Source organism: Halalkalibacter sp. APA_J-10(15) (genome assembly GCF_023017105.1).
Taxonomy (GTDB): Bacteria; Bacillota; Bacilli; order Bacillales; family Bacillaceae_D; genus Halalkalibacter.
On record NZ_JALKEV010000015.1, the window covers coordinates 89,370 to 110,174 of the forward strand.

Sequence of the window (20,805 nt, forward strand, 5' to 3'; positions counted from 1 at the left end):
AGAAAAGGCGCTATGCGTTTTTCTTATAAATTAAGATTCATATTTAGGAGGAGATTGAACATGGCAACAAAAATTGGTATTAATGGTTTTGGACGTATCGGACGTAACGTTTTCCGTGCAGCTTTAAACAACTCTAACGTTGAGGTAGTTGCAATTAACGATTTAACAGATGCAAACATGCTTGCACATCTTTTAAAGTATGACACTGTACATGGCAAGCTAGATGCTGAAGTATCAGTAAATGGTGATGCATTAGTTGTTAACGGAAAAGAAATCAATATTTCTGCTGAGCGTGACCCAGCAAAGCTTGAGTGGGATAAGCGTGGAGTAGAGGTTGTTGTGGAATCAACTGGTTTCTTCACAAAACGTGCGGATGCTGCTAAGCACATTGAAGCTGGTGCTAAGAAGGTTATCATTTCTGCTCCTGCATCTGATGAAGATATTACAGTCGTAATGGGTGTTAACGAAGACAAATATGATGCTGCAAGCCATGACGTTATTTCTAACGCTTCTTGTACAACTAACTGTCTTGCGCCATTCGCGAAAGTTCTTAACGATACATTCGGTCTTAAGCGCGGTATGATGACAACTGTTCACTCATACACAAATGACCAACAAATTCTTGATTTACCACACAAAGATTACCGTCGTGCTCGTGCGGCTGCTGAGAACATCATCCCTACAACTACGGGTGCTGCGAAGGCTGTTGCTCTTGTTCTTCCTGAGCTTAAAGGTAAATTAAACGGTGGAGCAATGCGTGTACCAACTCCAAACGTTTCTCTTGTTGATTTAGTTGCAGAGCTTGACAAGGATGTCACTGTAGAAGATGTAAACGGTGCTTTCAAAGCAGCGGCTGAAGGTCCTTTAAAAGGAATCCTTAACTACAGCGAAGAGCCATTAGTATCTACTGATTACAATGGTAATGCACACTCTTCTTCAATTGATGCTCTTTCAACTATGGTTATGGAAGGGAACATGGTTAAAGTGATCTCTTGGTATGACAACGAGTCTGGTTATTCTAACCGAGTTGTGGACTTAGTTGAATACATTGCAAGCAAAGGACTATAATAGATAGCACAGTAGATAGAGGAGGTAGAAGGTTATTCTCCTCCTCTTTCCGCTGTCTTAAAGCGTATAAACAACTTGAAGGGGGTCTCCACTCTAATGAATAAAAAGTCTATACTTGATCTTGATCTAAAAGGAAAAAAAGTATTTTGTCGTGTTGACTTTAATGTACCAATGAAGGACGGCGAAGTAACGGATGAAACACGTATTCGTGCTGCTATTCCGACGATTCAACATCTTGTTGAGCAAGGTGCTCGTGTTATTTTAGCTTCACACTTAGGTCGTCCGAAAGGTGAAGTTGTCGAAGAGCTTCGGTTAACGCCTGTTGCGAAACGATTAAGTGAATTACTTGGTAAGGACGTAAAGAAGGTAGATGAAGCACACGGGCCTGTAGCAGAGGAAGCGGCGAATGAATTGGCTGACGGTGACGTGCTATTATTAGAGAATGTACGATTCTATGCTGGTGAAGAGAAGAATGACACTGAGCTAGCGAAAGCATTTGCAGCTTTAGCTGATGTGTATGTGAACGATGCATTTGGTACAGCTCACCGTGCTCACGCGTCAACAGAAGGTATAGCACATCATATACCATCTGCAGCCGGTTTGTTAATGCAAAAGGAATTAGAGGTTCTTGGAAAGGCTCTATCAAATCCAGAGCGTCCATTTACAGCGATTATCGGTGGTGCGAAAGTAAAGGATAAGATCGGTGTTATTGAGAACTTATTAGAAAAAGTCGATAACTTAATTATTGGTGGCGGACTTGCGTATACGTTTGTTAAGGCATTAGGTCATGAAATTGGACTTTCTTTGCTTGAAGAGGATAAAATTGAATTGGCAAAATCATTCATGGAAAAAGCAAAGAAAAATGGTGTGAATCTTTATTTGCCTGAGGATGTAACGGTTGCGGATGATTTCTCGAATGATGCGAACATTAAGACGGTTGCGATCGATTCGATTCCATCTGATTGGGAAGCACTAGACATTGGTCCAAATACACGTGCTACATATGAAAAAGTCATCAAAGATTCAAAGCTTGTTATTTGGAATGGACCGATGGGTGTATTCGAATTAGAAGCATTTTCTAAAGGAACGAAGACTGTTGGACAAGCGCTGGCAGACAGTGATGCGTATACAGTAATCGGCGGAGGAGATTCAGCAGCAGCTGTTGAAAAGTTCAACATGGCTGAGAAAATGAGTCATATTTCGACTGGTGGCGGTGCATCATTAGAGTTCATGGAAGGTAAAGAGCTTCCTGGAGTTGTCGCATTATCAGACAAATAATTTAAATCATTAAACGGGGTGAAAAAATGCGTAAGCCAATTATTGCAGGTAACTGGAAAATGAACAAAACGTTAGGTGAAGCAAAGCAATTTGTTCAAGAAGTAAAAAATAGTGTTCCAGCAAATAGTGAAGTGGATGCTGTTGTTTGTTCACCAGCGTTATTTTTAGAAAGTTTAGTAAATGATACAAAAGGTACAGACTTAAAAGTAGGTGCACAAAACGTTCACTTTGAGGAAAATGGTGCATTTACAGGTGAGATTAGCCCAGTCGCTTTAGCGGATATCGGCGTTGACTATGTGATCATTGGTCATTCTGAACGCCGTGAAATGTTTGCTGAAACGGATGAAACGGTCAACAAAAAAGTACATGCCGCGTTCAAACATCACCTTGTTCCGATTATGTGTTGTGGGGAAACGGATGAAGAGCGTGAAGCGGGTAACACGAATGATGTTGTCAAAGTCCAAGTAGAAGCTGGTCTTGCTGGATTAACAGAGGAGCAAGTGAAACATACAGTAATCGCGTATGAGCCAATTTGGGCTATTGGAACAGGGAAGTCTTCGTCTGCCACAGATGCAAATGAAGTATGTTCTTATATTCGTAAAGTCGTTGCCGAGGCGTTCTCACCAGCTGCAGCAGAAGCGGTACGTATTCAATATGGTGGAAGCGTGAAGCCTGCTAACATTAAAGAGTACATGGCGCAATCTGATATCGATGGTGCCCTAGTTGGTGGTGCAAGCTTAGAGACAGCTTCATTCTTATCTCTATTGGAGGAAGGCAAATGAGCAAGAAACCGGTAGCTCTCATCATCCTTGATGGATTTGCGATGAGAGAGGAAGAAAAAGGGAACGCTGTCGTACAAGCGAATAAGCCTAATTTCGATCGCTATTGGAATCAATATCCGCACGCTACACTTGAAGCACAAGGGGAAGCGGTCGGTTTACCTGAAGGGCAAATGGGGAACTCCGAAGTGGGCCATTTAAATATTGGTGCTGGTCGAATCGTTTATCAAAGCTTAACGCGAGTGAATTTATCGATTCGTGAAGGTGACTTCTTTGAAAATGAAACATTTCTTGATGCGATGAACCATGTGAAGAAAAAGAACAGTGCTTTACATGTGTATGGATTACTGTCAGATGGTGGAATTCATAGTCATATTAATCATCTATTTGCCTTACTTGAGCTTGCAAAACGAGAACAAGTGGAGAAGGTCTATGTACATGGCTTTTTAGATGGTCGTGATGTCGGCCAAACATCAGCTGAAATCTATGTTCGTAACTTGCAGGAAAAGTTACAAGAGCTTGGAGTAGGTCAGATCGCTTCTCTTCACGGACGCTACTATGCGATGGATCGTGATAAGCGTTGGGATCGAGTGGAGAAATCATACCGTGCAATGGTGTATGGAGAAGGTCCAACGTATACAGATCCTGTACAAGTGATTGAAGATAATTATAAAAATGACATCTTTGATGAATTTGTCATTCCTTCTGTGATAACAGAGGAAGATGGTATTCCAATTGGAACGATTCAAGATGATGATGCGGTTATCTTCTTTAACTTCCGTCCTGATCGTGCGATTCAAATGTCTCAAGTCTTTACGAATGAGGACTTCCGTGGCTTTGATCGTGGTGATCAGCATCCAACGAACCTTCATTACGTTTGCTTAACTCATTTTAGTGAAACGGTTGATGGGTATGTGGCATTTAAGCCATCGAACCTTGATAACACACTAGGTGAAGTGTTGGCACAACAGCAGTACAAACAGCTTCGTATTGCTGAAACGGAAAAGTATCCTCACGTGACCTTCTTTTTCAGTGGCGGTCGTGAAGAGCCATTTCCGAATGAAGAGCGCATCTTAATTGATTCACCTAAGGTTGCAACCTATGATTTGCAGCCTGAAATGAGCGCATATGAGGTAACGGATGCATTAGTGAAGGAAATTGAAGCTGATAAGCATGATGCAATTATTTTAAACTTTGCTAATCCGGATATGGTTGGACATTCTGGTATGCTTGAGCCTACAATTAAGGCGGTAGAGACTGTTGATGAATGTCTTGGACGTGTCGTTGATGCGATCTTGGCAAAGGGTGGTGCTGCTGTCATAACAGCTGATCATGGTAATGCTGATGAAGTTGTAACGCTAGACGGCAACGCGATGACGGCACATACGACGAATCGTGTTCCTGTTATTGTGACAGATGAAGGACTTTCGTTACGTGAAGACGGCATTCTTGCAGATTTAGCGCCAACCGTTTTAAGTATTTTAGGTGGAAGTCAGCCGAAAGAAATGACAGGAAAGACATTAATTAAATAAGCGACTTCAGTCGTTTATGATAACTAATAAGGAGTGAATGATAATGACAATGATTACAGATGTTTATGCTCGCGAAGTATTAGATTCTCGTGGTAACCCGACAGTAGAAGTAGAAGTATATCTTGAGTCTGGCGCTATGGGGCGTGCACTTGTTCCAAGTGGTGCATCAACTGGTGAATACGAAGCGGTTGAATTACGTGACGGCGGCGATCGTTACATGGGTAAAGGTGTATTAAAGGCGGTTGAGAATGTTAATGAAATCATTGCGCCAGAATTAATCGGAATCGACGCACTTGACCAAGTCGGCATCGATCAATTGATGATTGAGCTTGACGGAACGGATAACAAAGGAAAATTAGGCGCTAATGCGATTCTAGGTGTATCAATGGCTGTTGCACATGCAGCTGCAGATGCTCTAGGTATTCCTTTATACGTCTACCTTGGTGGATTTAACGCAAAGCAGCTTCCGGTACCAATGATGAACATCATCAATGGTGGTGAGCATGCTGACAATAACGTTGACATTCAAGAATTCATGGTTATGCCAGTAGGTGCTGAAAACTTCCAAGAAGCCCTTCGCATGGGTGCAGAAATTTTCCATAACCTTAAAGCGGTTCTTAAGAGCAAAGGCTACAACACAGCTGTAGGTGATGAAGGTGGATTCGCACCTAACCTATCATCTAATGAAGAAGCTCTTTCAACAATTATCGAAGCCATCGAAAAAGCAGGCTTCAAGCCAGGTGAAGAAGTGAAGCTGGCTATGGATGTTGCTGCTTCTGAAATCTACAACAAAGAGGACGGTAAATATCATTTAGCTGGAGAAGGTAAGAGCTTGACAGCTGAAGAAATGGTGAACTTCTATGAGGAGCTTGTATCGAAATACCCAATTATCTCAATTGAAGATGGTCTTGACGAAAACGATTGGGAAGGCTTCAAGCTTCTGACAGATCGCCTTGGTGAGAAAGTTCAGCTTGTCGGCGATGATTTATTTGTTACGAACACGAAGAAGCTTTCTGAAGGTATTGAAAAAGGAATTGGAAACTCTATCCTAATCAAAGTAAACCAAATTGGGACGTTAACAGAAACGTTTGAAGCAATTGAAATGGCGAAGCGTGCTGGTTACACAGCAGTCATCTCTCACCGCTCTGGTGAAACAGAGGATGCAACGATTGCGGATATCGCTGTTGCGACAAACGCTGGTCAAATTAAGACTGGTGCTCCTTCACGTACAGACCGTGTAGCGAAGTACAACCAGCTACTTCGCATCGAAGACGAGCTAGCTAGCGTGGCAACATACGGTGGACTATCTTCATTCTACAATTTAAATGATAAGTAATTTTTAATGAAAAGCCTTAAGAAGGGAGTATGTGCCCTTTTTAAGGCTTTTTTCTTTTGGCGAGCAGTCTCATAGCTCGAAAAGGAATGGGGTGTAGGTTGGAAAGAGAATCGAGAGAAAAGCTATGCCAGTGAGGGTGAGAGGCGCAAGGTTTAGGAGAGAATCGAGAGGAAAGATGGGCCAGCAAGGGTGATAGGTGTATGTTTGGAGGAGGATCAAGAGGAAATATGCGTCATAAAAAGTATAGATGCATGTTTGACTTGAATGCACTTTTAAATCTGCATCCAAGAAAAAAAGCCATTAATTTGAATATCAGTATTTCACTAATATGGGGTTAGTGTAAATACACGGATCTCATTATTACAGGTCTAAAGGGCTTATCTTTTTTATACATATAATTAATGAGTCGGATGACAGAAGGGACTGACAAAGGTGCGCTTTGTTTTTGATCAAGATCAATTAAAAGAATATGATCCAATTCCACCAGGAATTCAATTGTACTCTGTGCGAAAGGAATTTAGAGAACATCCTTTGCAAACGTTACAAGCATTATCGGCCATGGGATATGAGACAGTAGAGTTTGCTGGTTATGGTGATGTGTCTGCATCTGTTATGAAACAATATTTGCGAGATGCCTCTTTACAAGCTCCAGCTTCTCATGTTCAATTTGAGCATCTAGTAGAAGATTTACAAGCTGAAATTGAATATGCGAAGGTCGTTGGTACCACATACATTGTTATCCCTTTCGTTGAGCCTGACATTTTTAAAGAGGAAGCTGCTTTTCAACAACTTATTTATTCTATAAAAAAAATAGCTAAAATCGTTAAAGAAGAAGGTCTCCAACTTGTTTATCACAATCACCAAGAAGAATTTGAACCTTTGCCATCAGGAGAATTAGTCATTGATCGACTATTACGAGAAGTAGATAGTGATTTGGTATTAGAGATAGACCTTTACTGGACATTTAAAGCAGGTTTTGAACCGTTAGAAATGTTAGAGAAATATAAGGGGCGAACACCACTTGTTCATATAAAAGAAGCGGGACCTACATGTGAAACAATCGAATTAGATCGGGGGATTATCGATTATCGCCTAACTTTAAAACAGCTTGAACGATTCGGAGTACGTTATTATTTTGTCGAACAGGAGCATTTTGAACGTCCACCATTAGAAAGTGCGCAAATCAATAGCGAATTTGTTCAGAAATGGAAAGGAAGGAGTCGATAAAAGATGGGTCAACGCTTTTTTTCTCAGGAGGAATATACGCACCAAGAGTTCCAACCGGATCAGATTCCGATTTGCCCACCAGACCGACCAGAGAAACCATTAGATACGTGGGTTCCACTAACGCCTATTGAAGAAATGGCTAAACAAGAATATGATGTGATAATTGTAGGAACAGGTGCAGGGGCCAGTGCGCTTATATGGAAGCTGGCGCAAGAGGAAGGGATAGAAGAGAAAAAGATTGGAATGATTGATGCGGGTGGATTGTATATTCCAACTCATGTTAATAATATTCCAACTTTAGAGGGACGGCGCGATGCGTATCGATTTAACGATAACATTAGCCGACCGATCGGGGAACCGGATTTACCAGCCTCTAAACAGTTGATTGGATTTGGGGGAAAAGCGATCATATGGGGGGGAGTCGCGGTTCGGTTTCAGCCGTATGAATTTACCTTTTGGCCGATTTCGTATGATGATATTGAACCGTATTATGAATTAGCCGAACAAATCCTCTATGTCCAGGAGCCGTCGACAACGGTGGAAACGAATCTTTTTTTACAGCAATTGTGGCGAGATAATTACCCCGCTTTTATTATGCCGTTTGCCGCACGATTAGAGTGGCAGGAAGGTCGAGCGCTTCCTGATGTGTTTTCAAGCTCGCTCACTTTAATTGGAGCAGCATTAGGTAAAAGGGACATCGATATTGCTATTCATGCACCTGTGCAAAAAGTGTTGATGAATGGAGACCAAGTTCAAGGTGTTGAAGCCATCGATCGTGACGAACGTGTTCATCAAATTAAAGCAAAAAAAGTCGTTTTAGCTGCCAATGCATTTCAAACTCCACGTATTTTGTTGCAATCATCATTTGATCATTTACCTGTCGGGCGCTATTTAATCAAACATACTTTCTTCAAAATGAGAGCATTCACATCTGAAAAAGTGGGAGACTTTTTTTCAGAAATTACACCTTGCTACGTCAGACAGCGTCCGGATGCTCCATATTTCGTACAAATATTTCCAGAAGCCGATCGACAGTTAGGCTTTTACGGTTTTGTTAAAGTACTTTCACGTTATCGAAATCGTGTGACATTAGATAATAACAAGCTGTTGACCCTTTATCAAAGTAGTGAATTAGACAGGCAATTGCTACATCAAGCACTAATTGATACGGAGCGAATGATTCAGTCAATTGGAGCTGAAATAGGTACGGAGAAGGAGGGGGATGAACCGCTTTGTTTAACAATTCCAGGAAGTGATTATCACGAGTCAGGGACATGTCGGATGGGAATGAGCCCGAGTGATTCAGTTGTTGATTCCACTTGCGCTGTTCATGGTGTAAAGGGGCTATGGATAGCTGATAACAGTATTTTACCGACTCTCGGATCAAACCCTACGTTAACGACGATGTCTTTAAGCTTACGAACGGGAGATACAATCATTAGGGAATTAGTAGATGAATGATTTGGACGATGAAAAACAATAGTATTTGTTGCATGAATATAACAAAATTGCTCATCCTAACTATAAACTTTCGTAAAACGAGGAGTAATTGGTATGAGCCCACGTCGAAATGGATGGCGTATTAAGCAGAGGTCTGGTGTTAGCAAGAAAGAGCAGCTTATTGATGATTCCATTAAGCAAATGAAAAGAATAGACAGTCAGCTTAAAGATAGTAGATCAAAGATGGGCGATATTTTTAAAGACTCAGACGATATTAGTTTTCACGATTATCAGTTTGGGCCTCATCTGTCTATTCAATCATTCATTATGCATTGTCAATCACTCGTTCAAAAAGAAAAAGTGAACTTCGTGAAGTCGTTATTACAGGATGTTGTAAAGCATGAAGTAGGTCCAGCTAATGAAATTACGTTAGATCGTCTTAAGCATTTTGTTATAAACCATGGCGTAACAAATGAAACCCCTGTTCTAATTAATGATTATGAAGAAGCGACTACAAAAGTATTGGCGGGCTATTTTGTCCTATTTATTGATGGTTGGGATCAAGCATTAGCGTTTGAGGCGATTTCAATTGAAGGTCGAGCTGTTGACGAGCCCTCGACAGAATCAGTCATTATAGGTCCTCATGAGGGGACGGTAGAAGATTTAAAGAAGAATATCGGTTTAATTCGTTCGAGGATGCAGTCGAAGCATTTGAAGCTTAAATCCATGCATGTTGGTAAAGTGACTCGTACGGAAATTGCGTATATGTATTTAGAAGGTGCTGTTGACGCTGAAGTTTTATCTGAATTTGAAAGGCGTATGGAAAAGGTGAAGGAATTAGAAATATTAGAAACGACATTTATAGAAGAACTAATTGAAGATTCAACTCTTTCTCCTTTTCCACAATATCGATATACAGAGCGCCCGGATACGGCTAATGCTGCCTTACTTGATGGAAAAATTATTGTGCTTGTTCATGGAACGGGCTCTATCCTAATCTGCCCTGCACTCTATTTAGAGTTATTTCAGTCTGTTGAGGATTATTACCAACGTTCGATCATTTCAACTACAATTCGGTTAATGCGCTTTATTGCCGTTATTATCGCGCTAACATTACCGAGTGTTTACATTGCGTTATCTACGTTTCATCCAGAGATGATCCCAACGATCTTACTATTGGCAATTATTAATACGAGAGAGGGGATTCCGTTCCCTGCTTTAATTGAAGCATTGATTATGGTTTTCTTTTTTGAGCTGATGCGTGAGGCTGGAATTCGTATGCCTAAGCCTGTTGGACAAGCCGTTAGTATCGTAGGTGCACTCATTATTGGTGAAGCGGCCATTCAAGCAGGAATTGCTTCACCTATCATGGTCGTTGTTGTGGCGTTAACAGGAATATCATCCTTTGCAGTACCACAATATAACTTAGGTATTAGTTACAGAATCTTACAGTTCCCTTTAATGTTTTTAGCTGCGACGTTAGGTGGGTTTGGTATCATGGTTGGCCTATTGCTCATCCTTCTTCATTTAAGCTCGTTAAGATCATTAGGTATCCCATATTTAGCCCCGTTTGCTCCATTAAGACCAAAGAAGCTAAGAGATGCCTTCATCCGAGTGTCAATTGGGAAATTATTGCGTTCTCCTCGCAACCATAAAGAGCATCAATATCCACAACCATCGAATGAGAAATGAGGGTGAAAATATTGAAGCGTATATTCTTATTGATGATCGCTCTTCTATTTCTTGCTGGCTGTTGGGATCAACGTGAATTAATGGAGAGAGGATTTATTTTAGGAGCGGCGATTGATGAAGATCAAGAAAAGGTTGAACTAACGGTTCAGTTTTACCGACCTGTTATGATTGGTTCCTCTGAAGGCGGAGGTGGTGGTGGTAGAGAACCAATTGTAACGACAATTGAAAGTGAGTCGGTATCTGAAGCTGCTAGAAATTTAGTGAACTATTTTGGGAGAAAAGCGAATTGGAGTCATATGCAGGTAATTGTTGTTGGGGAAGAGACTGTCCGACACCGCCACTTTAATGACATCCTAGCCTTTTTTTATCGGGAGCAAGAGCCGCGTGCAACGACTAATTTAATGATCGGAAAAGGTAAAGGAAGTGACTATTTAGCGACCGAACCAATGTTTGAATATGCATCAAGTCGTCAGCTTCGTGAGCTTCAAAGGATTTCTCATGATGAGGCGGGAAATACATTGGATACGACACTACATGAGCTTAGTCTGCAGCTTCAAAGTGAGCTAGGAGTGGCGATTGTCCCACTAGTTGAGAAGAAGATTGAAAAAGAAATTACAACATCTCCTCTTACAGGAGTTGCGATTATTAAAGATGGAGTTATGGTTGGAGATTTAGATGGTATAGAAACCCAGCATGTTCTAATAATTCGACAACAATATAATCGGGGAATTTGGAAAATACCTTGTGAAGAAGATCCGAGTGTATCGAAATCGGATAATATGGAATTAATTGTAAGAGAATCTCGAGTTTCTCCAGATTTAGTAGGTGAACAGATAATTGTGGATGTTGATATCGAATTTGAAGTAAGAGTTCGTGAGTTAATGTGTGATACGGTTTTAGAAACATCGGAAGAAGTAAATGCATACGCTCAAAAAATAGAAGAGACGATTGAAGAAGATTTGAATAAAACGATAGAAGGAGTAAAAAAGAAAAAAATTGATGTTCTAAATATAGGAAATGATTATCATAAAAAGGATGCTAAGAAATGGGAAGAAATAAAGGACGATTGGGAAGAGTATTTTGAAAGTGCTCAATTTGTTTATGATATTAACGTGGAAATTGTAAGCTCTGGACTAGTCGATTTAAAACCATTTGTGGAAATGGATTAGGTGATGGGTCATGACTACAAAAGTGATCATGTTGACAATATTATTTATAGGTTTAATGGTCTATGATTTTCCTAAGCTGAAAAAGAAAGGTCGCAAAATCAACATCATTTATTTTACCATTGTAGCTGTAGCTATTTATTTAAGTGCCGATTTTATTCTCATTTTAAATTGGTACAATTTATCAGACTTGTTGCATGATGTACTGTACCAGCCGGCTAAGCAAATAGTCGATTGGATGGTCATCGAATAAGGAGGGAAGGGATGGAACAATCAAAGGAAATAGTAAGTGATCATCAGATGGCGTTTATTTTCTTATGCTATATGGTAGGCTCTGCTTTAGTAAATATCCCTTCTCCATTAATTACAAATGCTGAAAATGGAGCTTGGATTTCGTTGCTTCTTACTTCTATTGTTGGCTTTGGGATCTTAATCGTCATCTTGTATTTAAATAAAGCGCATAGAGGTAGTACTTTTTTTGAATATACGAAAAAGGTTTATGGAAAGTGGCTTTCTTATGTTGTCATCGGATTAATATTGATGCTATTAGTCATTATGGTGTCAAATATTATATTGGATGTAGGTATGTTTTTACATAACACAGTTATGCGTGCAACTCCTTTATACATTGTCCAAGGATTTATTTTTCTTGTTGCAGCATTAACGATTTTTTGTGGGATTGAAGTCATTGGTCGAATGTTTACAATGTTGATTCTTTTTGTCATGGCTGTATACGGTGTGTTTTTGCTGATGATTGTGCCCGTTATTGAACCGCAATACATTCTCCCGCTTACCCCTGATGGATGGAAGCCGATTTTGCATGGAGCGTATTTTGTATTTGGTTTTCCTTACAGTGAAGTTATTTTATTTGCGATATTACTACCATTTGCTCGTCAGAAGGAAGCCGGTACTTTAAGACGCGGAATGATTGTTGCATACATTTTAACAACGCTACTTTTATTAACTGCTGTTTTCATTTCAATTATGGTTTTAGGACCAATAGGAACAAAGGTGAAATATTCGTTGTTTTACATATCTACTTTAATTGATGTACAAGATATACTAACGCGTATCGAAGCGGTAATGGCAATGAGCTGGATTATTGGTTCTTATATGAAAGCAACGATTGTTCTTTATATGATTCATACGTTATTTAATGAAATGGTAGGGGAGAAGAGTACAAGAATATTCGTTTTTCCAATTTCATTTTTGTGTTTACTTATGTCTGTGACATTGTATGAGCATGAGCTCGAATTTGCTGATCATGTAGGAGTCATTTGGCCTCTTTTTATTACAATTGTCGCAGTTATACCTATAACATTAATGGCGCTAATAACTATGATTAAAAAATGGCGGAAAAGGAAGAAGCGTTCAAAAGAAGAATCAAAAGAACTGGATATTTAAGTCGTAGAATGGATACAATTTATATTTTTTAGTTGTAGAATGGACATCCTTTATGCTACATTATAAATAGTGTGTATTTACGGTGTGGAGGTGTAGGTTGTGGAAACTGTAGCATTTGTTCTACTTATCATTGTATCGATTTTATTAATTACGGTTGTATTGTTGCAATCTGGGAGAAGTGCTGGTTTATCTGGCGCGATCTCAGGTGGTGCGGAGCAGTTAGTCGGAAAGCAAAAAGCACGAGGATTAGATGCGGTATTAATTCGTGCGACAGTCGTGCTCGCTGTTTTATTCTTTGTACTAACGGTAACGGTTGCATATTTCCTATAATGAACGAAGCGGTAGGTGATTAGCACCTACCGTTTTTTCTATAGAAAAAAGCCGCTCCCTTGTGTTTTTTACAGTATCAGCATGTATAAAAGCCTTTGAAGTTTAATCAAGGAGCACATAGCGGATTCGCGAGTGGCATCGGCTGCACACGTTACACGCATTTTTGAAAAAACTTTCAGAGAAGCTGTAGCCCTTGTAACGGCTACATACGACGCTGTAATAAGAAAATCACTGCGTGTTTTTCTTATTAGATGGTTAGTTTAAGGAGATATCGGGAAAATTGATAGGGAAGGTTATTTTGGAATGAGGGTATGATCATGAGAACTGTTGCACCGCAACCGTTTACGTTTACGGGAGACGGAGAGCGTGCTGTGTTGTTATTACACGGATTTACGGGAACGACTGCTGATGTGCGAATGCTCGGTCGCTTTTTGCAAAAGAAGGGCTACACCTCTCATGCACCATTGTATAGAGGGCATGGTAAGGAGCCGCAGCTGCTTTTACAAGCGAGACCCAGTGAGTGGTGGGAGGATGTCAAAGCGGGGTATCACTATTTACATGAGTTAGGGTATGAGAAAATAGCCGTAGCAGGGTTATCTCTTGGAGGTCTGTTTAGTTTGAAGCTGGCCTATTCCTATCCGGTTGTCGGAGTTATACCGATGTGTACACCGATGAAGCTAAGAGCAGAGCGTGCGATTTATGAAGGACTACGAGATTATGTCAGCCACTATAAAAGAAAAGAGCAAGTCGCAATAGATATCGAACGATTCCGCCGAGAGTCAATGGATATACTAGTCGCATTACAGGAGGAAATGATTCAAGTCAAACAGTCACTTGAAGAGATTCATGCGCCAGCGATGATCATCCAAGCACGGCATGATGAAATGATTGATATCAATAGCGCAACGATCATTCATCAACGTATAGCATCAGAAGAGAAAGAAGTAAAGTGGTATGAAGATTCAACTCATGTCATTACTTTAGGAAAAGAACGAGATCAGCTTCATGAAGATATTGGTCATTTTTTAGATCAGTTACATTGGAGTTGATGGAGAAAAGGAGTGAAGTATAAATGAATGAACAAAAAATACAACAGCTAACCTCATTGTTTCAAGAAGCGGAAAAGCCGTTATTAATAAACGAAATTGAAGAGTTGTTAGCAGTTAGTGGAAGTGAGCAATTTAAAGACTTAGTAAAAGTGCTAAATGAAATGGAGGAGCGCGGCCTAGTCGTTCGTACGAGAACAAACCGTTACGGCGTTCCAGAGAAAATGAATCTTGTGCGCGGAAGAGTTCAAGGACATGCGAAGGGGTTTGCTTTTATTATCCCTGAGCAAGCCGGTGTAGATGATGTATACGTATCCCATGCCGACTTAAAAAGTGCGATGAATGGTGATACGGTGTTAGTTCGCCTTCATCAACAAACATCTGGTGAACGTCCCGAAGGTCAGATCGTTCGAATATTGGAAAGAGGGGTAAAGACGACAGTAGGAACGTTTGTCGATCAGAAATCATATGGCTTTGTTGTGGCTGATGATAAGCGGATTGCCAATGATATCTTTATTCCGAAAGAAGAAAAAAATGGCGCGATTGATGGTCATAAAGTCGTTGTCGAAATAACGAAATATCCTGAAGGTAGAATGAGTGCAGAAGGGAGCGTTATGAATGTATTGGGTCATAAAAATGACCCAGGGATGGACATCATCTCAATCATCTATAAATATGGTATCCCTATTGACTTTCCGGATGAGGTGCTTGAACAAGCGAATGCCGTTCCTGATGAAATTGATCCAAATGACTTACAAGGGCGACGTGATTTGCGTGATGAAACGATTGTTACGATTGATGGAGCAGACGCAAAGGATTTAGATGATGCGGTTCATGTGAAGCAGCTTGATAATGGTCACTATTTGCTCGGTGTCCATATTGCCGATGTGTCTCACTATGTGAAGGAAGGCTCGCCGATTGATGTTGAAGCGAGTGACCGAGCAACAAGTGTCTACCTAGTAGATCGTGTGATTCCAATGATTCCACATCGCTTATCAAATGGGATTTGTAGTTTAAACCCACAAGTCGATCGTTTAACGTTATCGTGTGAAATGGAAATCAACTCACAAGGACATGTCGTTAAGCATGATATTTTCCAAAGTGTGATTAAGACGACGGAACGAATGACGTATACTGATGTGAATAAAATTTTAGTTGATAAGGATGAGGAAACAAAGTCGCGTTATGAAGAGCTTGTGCCATTCTTTGAATTAATGGAGGAGCTGGCTGCGACTTTACGGAAAAAGCGCTTTGATCGTGGGGCAATCGACTTTGATTTTAATGAAGCGAAGGTGCTCGTTAATGAGGAAGGTGAACCAACAGACGTTGTGCTGCGAACACGTTCTGTTGCAGAAAAATTAATTGAGGAATTCATGCTAGCGGCGAATGAAACTGTTGCGGAGCATTTTCATTGGCTGAAGGTGCCATTTGTGTATCGAATTCACGAAGATCCAGATGCGGAAAAGCTATCAAAGTTTCTCGAATTTATAACGAATTTCGGTTATGTCGTTCGTGGAAATGCGAATACCGTTCATCCACGTGCGTTGCAAATGCTTCTTGAAGAAGTAAGGGGAGAGCCAGAGGAAACGGTCATAAGTACGGTCATGCTACGTTCGATGAAGCAGGCGAAGTATGATGTAAATAGTCTAGGGCACTTTGGCTTATCGACGGAATTTTATACACATTTCACGTCTCCTATTCGCCGTTACCCTGACTTGCTCGTCCACCGTTTAATCCGTGAATATGCGATCAAAGGGAATGTTGATGAACAAACACAGGAGAAAATGCGTGAAATCTTACCGGAGTTGACTAAGCATTCTTCTGAAATGGAGCGTCGTGCTGTTGAGGCAGAGCGTGATACAGATAACGTGAAGAAAGCACAATTTATGAGTAATAAAGTTGGTGAGACATTCACAGGGATTATTAGTAGCGTGACAAATTTCGGTTTGTTTGTTGAATTAGAAAATACGATTGAAGGTCTAGTTCATGTTAGCTACTTAACAGATGACTATTATCGTTTCGATGACCGTCATTATGCGATGATTGGTGAACGCACTGGACAAATATTTCGAATCGGTGATGAAATCGAGGTTCGTGTCGCAAGTGTCAATGTTGATGAGTCATCGATTGATTTTGAAATTGTCGGTATGAAGCCTCGTGCTCGTCGAGAAGGACGAGACCGACCGAAAGTCATTGTCGGTGGAAAGCGTGAAAAGAAGCAAGGATTAAAGCTGAATGGAAAAAGCAATCAAACAAATGGAGATGGCAAAAAAAAGAAGAAAAAATTCTATGAGAATGCCCCTAGCATCAAGCGGAAGAAAGGGAAGAAGCGTCGAAAATAGAACGTTCATCGTGCTTGATTAGGAATAGTATGAGGGCGGAAATCTAAAATCAACGGGTATGCTCTAAGCCTCTTAGAGCATACCCGAACGTAATGAGTGATAGTGCAGTGTTCCTTTAAAGGCATTGAGAGAATGGTGCGCACTCTATGAATGCCGTATGAAACGATTACAGCTTCAAATCAATCGTTCCTCCTAAATGTGGCTGAGCCGCTTGCTGAAGCTTCGCCACATCACCAGAAGACATTAGCTTTTGTAGCGCTTCTCCTTGCTGTTCAGCAGTTCCGAGCGATTTTTTCATCAGCGCTAATGAGACATTTTGATTCACTTGGTTTTGGCTCATTCCCATTGATAATAAGGCAATATCCATCAAATCCCACCTTTCTATTACTTACTGTACACTAGTTTGCAAGTGCATTTCTAGTTATTTAAGTAATAAATAATAATCACCTTGTTGAAGAGGATATGTGATTTAGAATAAAAGAGTTTTTCCAGTATTAATCTACGTTGTCATCTAATAAATTTTTCAAATTCGAGAGTTTACATTTCATTGAAAAGGTAAATGATTTCCTTTTTGGTGAACTTGAAATTGACGTCTATTCATGTGCTTTGCTATCATATAAGCATGTCGCAAGAAAAAGGGTGTTTAATATATGTCAAAGAACGACAGGGACTCAAATCTAATTGCTCAAAATAAACGGGCAAGACATGATTATTTTATAGAAGAAACGTTTGAAGCTGGTGTTGTGTTAAAAGGGACGGAAATCAAGTCGATTCGTGCAGGTCGCATGAATTTGAAGGATTCCTTTGCACGTGTTGCAAACGGAGAAGCGTATTTGCATAATGCTCATATTAGTGAATATGAGCAAGGGAATCGCTACAACCATGATCCTGTAAGAGCACGTAAGCTATTGCTTCATAAAAAGGAGATCAATCAGCTTATCGGTCAAACACAGCAAAAAGGGTATTCCCTAGTGCCGTTAAAGGTTTATTTGAAAAACGGATTCGCGAAAGTACTAATTGGACTTGCCAAAGGGAAAAAGAATTATGATAAGCGAGAGACGCTTAAGCGAAAGGATGCGAAGCGCGAAGTTGACCGTGCGTTAAAGGAACGAATGAATGGATAATAATTACCAGTTGAAACGTAAGCTAGCTATGCTATAATAAGAAGTCCAGGGCGAAATGATGTTCTGGATTCTTCTCATAAAAGGTGCAAGAAGCTTTTATGATATCAAGGGGACGTTTTGGATTCGACAGGGATAGGTCGTGCTTACGTGGCGAGCCGAGGGGGTCGGCCTCGTTAAAACGCCAAAGCCAATTAACTGGCAAAGAAAACAATAATTTCGCAGTAGCTGCCTAATAGCACTCTGCGGTTCCGCCCTCCATCGCCCATGTGGTAGGATACGGGACTCACTCTAAGTGGGCTACGCCGGTTACCCTCCGTCTGAGGGTGAAGGAAGAGAACAATCAGACTAGTCACAAGGAAGCCTGTCATTGGGCTGAATTGTTGGCGAACTGCTAATACAGTGACTACGCTCGTAGAAGCGTAAGTGTCGTTATTTCTGGACGTGGGTTCGATTCCCACCGTCTCCACCAAAATAAACGTAAATTACTTAATTGCTGTTTGTGACTTGAAGCATAAGTTTGCCTAAGTGGCAACAATATGCTTTATAAAACTTTAGGTAAGTATATGCTTTATATCCTGTTAGTGTATCTAAAATCTTAACTTTAAAAATGTGTTCGTAAAATATAAAAGACTGATTTTAACTATTTCATAAATAAGTTAAAATTGGTCTTTTATATTTTGAAATTATTTTCTTGAAGCTGACCGATTATTTGAATCATTATTTTGTTTAGATCCAAGAGTTACCGCTGTAAAGCGTGTCAGATTACTTTCACATATTTTACGAATTACCGTTTAAAAAGTTGTTGATATTAGAATATATTAATACTACTGAAAAATCAGAGTAAACTGAAAAGTATTTATATAATAAGGGCATTTCATTTTGATGAGTTAGAAAAGTAAGGTAGTGTTTGTTATATGAACTGTATTGTAAAGGAGGAGCAATATTTTCTATGAAATTTATTATCAAATCTATTACTGTAATATTAATCCTTATATTTGGTTATATATTAGGGAATATCGGTCTGGAAAATATTACTACTAAACTAATAAAGCAATATGGAGATACAAATTTTGTTACTTTAATTGGAGTTATTTCTTCGATAATTACTGTAATATTATTCTTTACTTATATTATAGGTAAAGTGTTTTTAATAAAACAAATGGAAATGACACTATTTGAAAGTATAGATGTATCCTATATTGATGAAGAAAAACATTATAAAATAACTGAAATTATTGATTTAGGAGAATTAACAAATGAAAAAATTTATATTACACCATCTCAGCCTTTAAGATATTTAAAAATATATGACTTTGATATAAATAAATTAAAAAAAGGGAAACTAATAGCTAATCTCGGACCTATAATGAATGGACATACTATTCAACTAAATTCTTACATAACTGGAGGTATGCCTAATTTTGTAGTTGAATATCAAAGATTCGATTTTGTACTTGGAAACCTAGACTTAGTAGAGAATGGCAAAAGTGGTGTTCTTGGTGAAAATCTAAGAATTAATCATACATTTAGAAGTTTTATTTATTATATGAATCAATTTCATAATTTGAGCCCTTGGTCTCGCAAGGCTTACCAAACACAAAAAAGGAGTACCTCCCCAAAAGTCGAATTAGTAAGTTACCACACAAAACTAACGACTGGAGGAAGACTCCCTTATGACCATTATACGACAAGGAAGCCTATTTGACCTGCAAGATTTATATGATTTAGAACCTACCCACCGATTTGAAGCCGTTTTTTCAATGATTGATATCTATCCAGTGTTAGCTGTGGTGTCCAAAAAAGCCTTGTATGGCGCGCCTGTTCAACTTAATTATGCCGCGATGATCTACTCGCTTGCCGCTAGAATTCTTGAACGTATTCCAACGATAAAAGATTTGATTAAACGTCTCAAACATGATTATATGTTCCGTTTAGATTGTGGTTTTCTGCTATCTGATGCGATTCCATCTGAAGCGTCTTATTCAAGGATGCTCACAAAATTAGTTGAATCAAACGTTCTTGAATGTGTTCAAGAAACACAAATCCTTCAAGCTGTTTTAGAAGGGTTTATTACAGATGAAACGATAGCTATTGATGCCACTCATATTGAAGCTCGTGACCAGGCACCAGCAAAAGAAGAAAGATCTAAACCACAGCCAAAAAAGCGCGGGCGTAAATCCAAAGAAGAACAAGAGAAATGGCTTCAAGAAAAAGCTGAACACGAAGCAGCTTTACCTCTTTATGAGAAAAAGGTTGAAGCTCAACTTGATGCTTCTTTGAATGAGTTACGATCGACTGTACCTCTTGATCCTAAGTGGGGCATCAAGAAAAACAGTGAAGGAAAAAACGTCTTTTGGTTCGGTTATAAAGGACACTTTGCGGTCGGAACCAAAAGCCAATACATTCTTCAATCGCTCTTTTCTTCTGGTAACTTGAATGATGGAAAAGCCGCTATCCCTTTATTAAAGGGTGTTCAAGAGCGGTTATCCACTCTTGCAATTCGCTTTGGCACACTTGATGCGGGGTATGACTATCCAGCGATTTACCAACAACTCTATCGAATGGGAGCTCAATCGGTGATTGCTTACAACAAGAGAAATGAGCCTGAGATTGAAGGGTTTGATCGACATTTTGCCCCCACTTGTGTGCGAGAACATTCTTATCGTTATGATAGTTATGACTCGAAGTACGAGACGATCAAATATACACGTCCGAAAGAGTGCAGCGGCTGTCCTTTAGCTGACGATTCGTTATGTCAAAAGGTGTATAAAGTAAAGGTCACCACTGATTTGCGTCGTTACACAGCTCCAGCTAGAGGTTCAAAAGCATGGAAAACCATCTACAAGCAACGAAATTCAGTGGAACGAGTCATTGCTTATCTCAAAGGATTTTTCCAATTAAACAACGTTCGTTACTGCACAGGAAAACGAGCAAAAGTACAGTTTGATTTGACGCAATTGGTTTATAACGGAGCGAAGCTCGCGTGTGATCGTATAGCTAAGTCATTTTCTGAAGATAAGGGCAACCTAGCTGCTTAAACA

The 20,805-nt window shown here is 39.8% G+C and carries 18 protein-coding genes and 1 other RNA gene; 18 read left to right on the forward strand and 1 reads right to left on the reverse strand.

From position 1 onward, the window contains the following. The first annotated feature begins 60 nt into the window (after positions 1-60). The 14 genes from gap to rnr all read left to right on the forward strand — a co-directional run bounded on the left by gap (position 61) and on the right by rnr (position 16,640). Positions 61-1,068 (forward strand): type I glyceraldehyde-3-phosphate dehydrogenase, encoded by a 1,008-nt coding sequence (gene gap / locus MW695_RS16850; RefSeq protein ID WP_035345521.1) that lies wholly within the window; start codon positions 61-63, stop codon positions 1,066-1,068. 96 nt (positions 1,069-1,164) lie between these two features. Continuing rightward, positions 1,165-2,346 (forward strand): phosphoglycerate kinase, encoded by a 1,182-nt coding sequence (locus MW695_RS16855; protein ID WP_247106617.1) that lies wholly within the window; start codon positions 1,165-1,167, stop codon positions 2,344-2,346. Between the two features lie 26 nt (positions 2,347-2,372). Further along, entirely contained in the window at positions 2,373-3,128 is a 756-nt protein-coding gene (tpiA, locus tag MW695_RS16860; protein WP_247106618.1) for a triose-phosphate isomerase, read from the forward strand. Continuing rightward, positions 3,125-4,657: a 2,3-bisphosphoglycerate-independent phosphoglycerate mutase gene (gpmI, locus tag MW695_RS16865; protein WP_247106619.1), complete on the forward strand. Its 1,533-nt coding sequence runs from the start codon at positions 3,125-3,127 to the stop codon at positions 4,655-4,657. Before tpiA ends, gpmI begins: the two co-directional genes overlap by 4 nt. A gap of 43 nt (positions 4,658-4,700) precedes the next feature. Further along, positions 4,701-5,993: a phosphopyruvate hydratase gene (gene eno / locus MW695_RS16870; RefSeq protein ID WP_247106620.1), complete on the forward strand. Its 1,293-nt coding sequence runs from the start codon at positions 4,701-4,703 to the stop codon at positions 5,991-5,993. Between the two features lie 432 nt (positions 5,994-6,425). Beyond that, entirely contained in the window at positions 6,426-7,220 is a 795-nt protein-coding gene (locus MW695_RS16875; RefSeq protein ID WP_247106621.1) for a sugar phosphate isomerase/epimerase family protein, read from the forward strand. 3 nt (positions 7,221-7,223) lie between these two features. After that, a complete protein-coding gene (locus MW695_RS16880) occupies positions 7,224-8,681 on the forward strand; it encodes a GMC oxidoreductase (protein ID WP_247106622.1) in 1,458 nt (485 codons plus the stop codon). Between the two features lie 93 nt (positions 8,682-8,774). Beyond that, on the forward strand, positions 8,775-10,352 hold the full coding sequence (locus tag MW695_RS16885; protein ID WP_247106623.1) for a spore germination protein: 1,578 nt from the start codon (positions 8,775-8,777) through the stop codon (positions 10,350-10,352). 11 nt (positions 10,353-10,363) lie between these two features. Next, positions 10,364-11,521, forward strand: a complete 1,158-nt coding sequence (locus MW695_RS16890) for a Ger(x)C family spore germination protein (RefSeq protein ID WP_247106624.1) — start codon at positions 10,364-10,366, stop codon at positions 11,519-11,521. 10 nt (positions 11,522-11,531) lie between these two features. Beyond that, positions 11,532-11,771 (forward strand): hypothetical protein, encoded by a 240-nt coding sequence (locus tag MW695_RS16895; protein WP_247106625.1) that lies wholly within the window; start codon positions 11,532-11,534, stop codon positions 11,769-11,771. Positions 11,772-11,782: 11 nt separating this feature from the next. After that, positions 11,783-12,922: a GerAB/ArcD/ProY family transporter gene (locus tag MW695_RS16900; protein ID WP_247106626.1), complete on the forward strand. Its 1,140-nt coding sequence runs from the start codon at positions 11,783-11,785 to the stop codon at positions 12,920-12,922. A 99-nt stretch (positions 12,923-13,021) separates the two neighbouring features. Then, complete coding sequence (gene secG / locus MW695_RS16905; RefSeq protein ID WP_247106627.1) at positions 13,022-13,252, forward strand: preprotein translocase subunit SecG; 231 nt, start codon at positions 13,022-13,024, stop codon at positions 13,250-13,252. Between the two features lie 314 nt (positions 13,253-13,566). Continuing rightward, a complete protein-coding gene (locus MW695_RS16910; protein ID WP_308446099.1) occupies positions 13,567-14,301 on the forward strand; it encodes an alpha/beta hydrolase in 735 nt (244 codons plus the stop codon). Positions 14,302-14,324: 23 nt separating this feature from the next. Beyond that, positions 14,325-16,640, forward strand: a complete 2,316-nt coding sequence (rnr, locus tag MW695_RS16915) for a ribonuclease R (protein ID WP_247106629.1) — start codon at positions 14,325-14,327, stop codon at positions 16,638-16,640. 166 nt (positions 16,641-16,806) lie between these two features. On the opposite strand, the gene MW695_RS16920 is transcribed toward rnr, so the two are convergent. Next, on the reverse strand, positions 16,807-17,007 hold the full coding sequence (locus MW695_RS16920; RefSeq protein WP_247106630.1) for a YjfB family protein: 201 nt from the start codon (positions 17,005-17,007) through the stop codon (positions 16,807-16,809). A gap of 283 nt (positions 17,008-17,290) precedes the next feature. Between MW695_RS16920 and smpB the strand changes: the two genes are divergently transcribed. From smpB to MW695_RS16940, 4 genes are all read left to right on the forward strand, one after another. Further along, positions 17,291-17,764, forward strand: a complete 474-nt coding sequence (gene smpB, locus MW695_RS16925; protein WP_247106631.1) for an SsrA-binding protein SmpB — start codon at positions 17,291-17,293, stop codon at positions 17,762-17,764. A 108-nt stretch (positions 17,765-17,872) separates the two neighbouring features. After that, positions 17,873-18,233: a transfer-messenger RNA gene (gene ssrA, locus MW695_RS16930) on the forward strand. A 480-nt stretch (positions 18,234-18,713) separates the two neighbouring features. Continuing rightward, on the forward strand, positions 18,714-19,469 hold the full coding sequence (locus MW695_RS16935; protein WP_247106632.1) for a hypothetical protein: 756 nt from the start codon (positions 18,714-18,716) through the stop codon (positions 19,467-19,469). Continuing rightward, positions 19,438-20,802, forward strand: a complete 1,365-nt coding sequence (locus MW695_RS16940) for an IS1182 family transposase (RefSeq protein WP_247106633.1) — start codon at positions 19,438-19,440, stop codon at positions 20,800-20,802. The genes MW695_RS16935 and MW695_RS16940 overlap by 32 nt, the downstream gene beginning before the upstream one ends. The last annotated feature ends 3 nt before the right edge of the window (positions 20,803-20,805 follow it).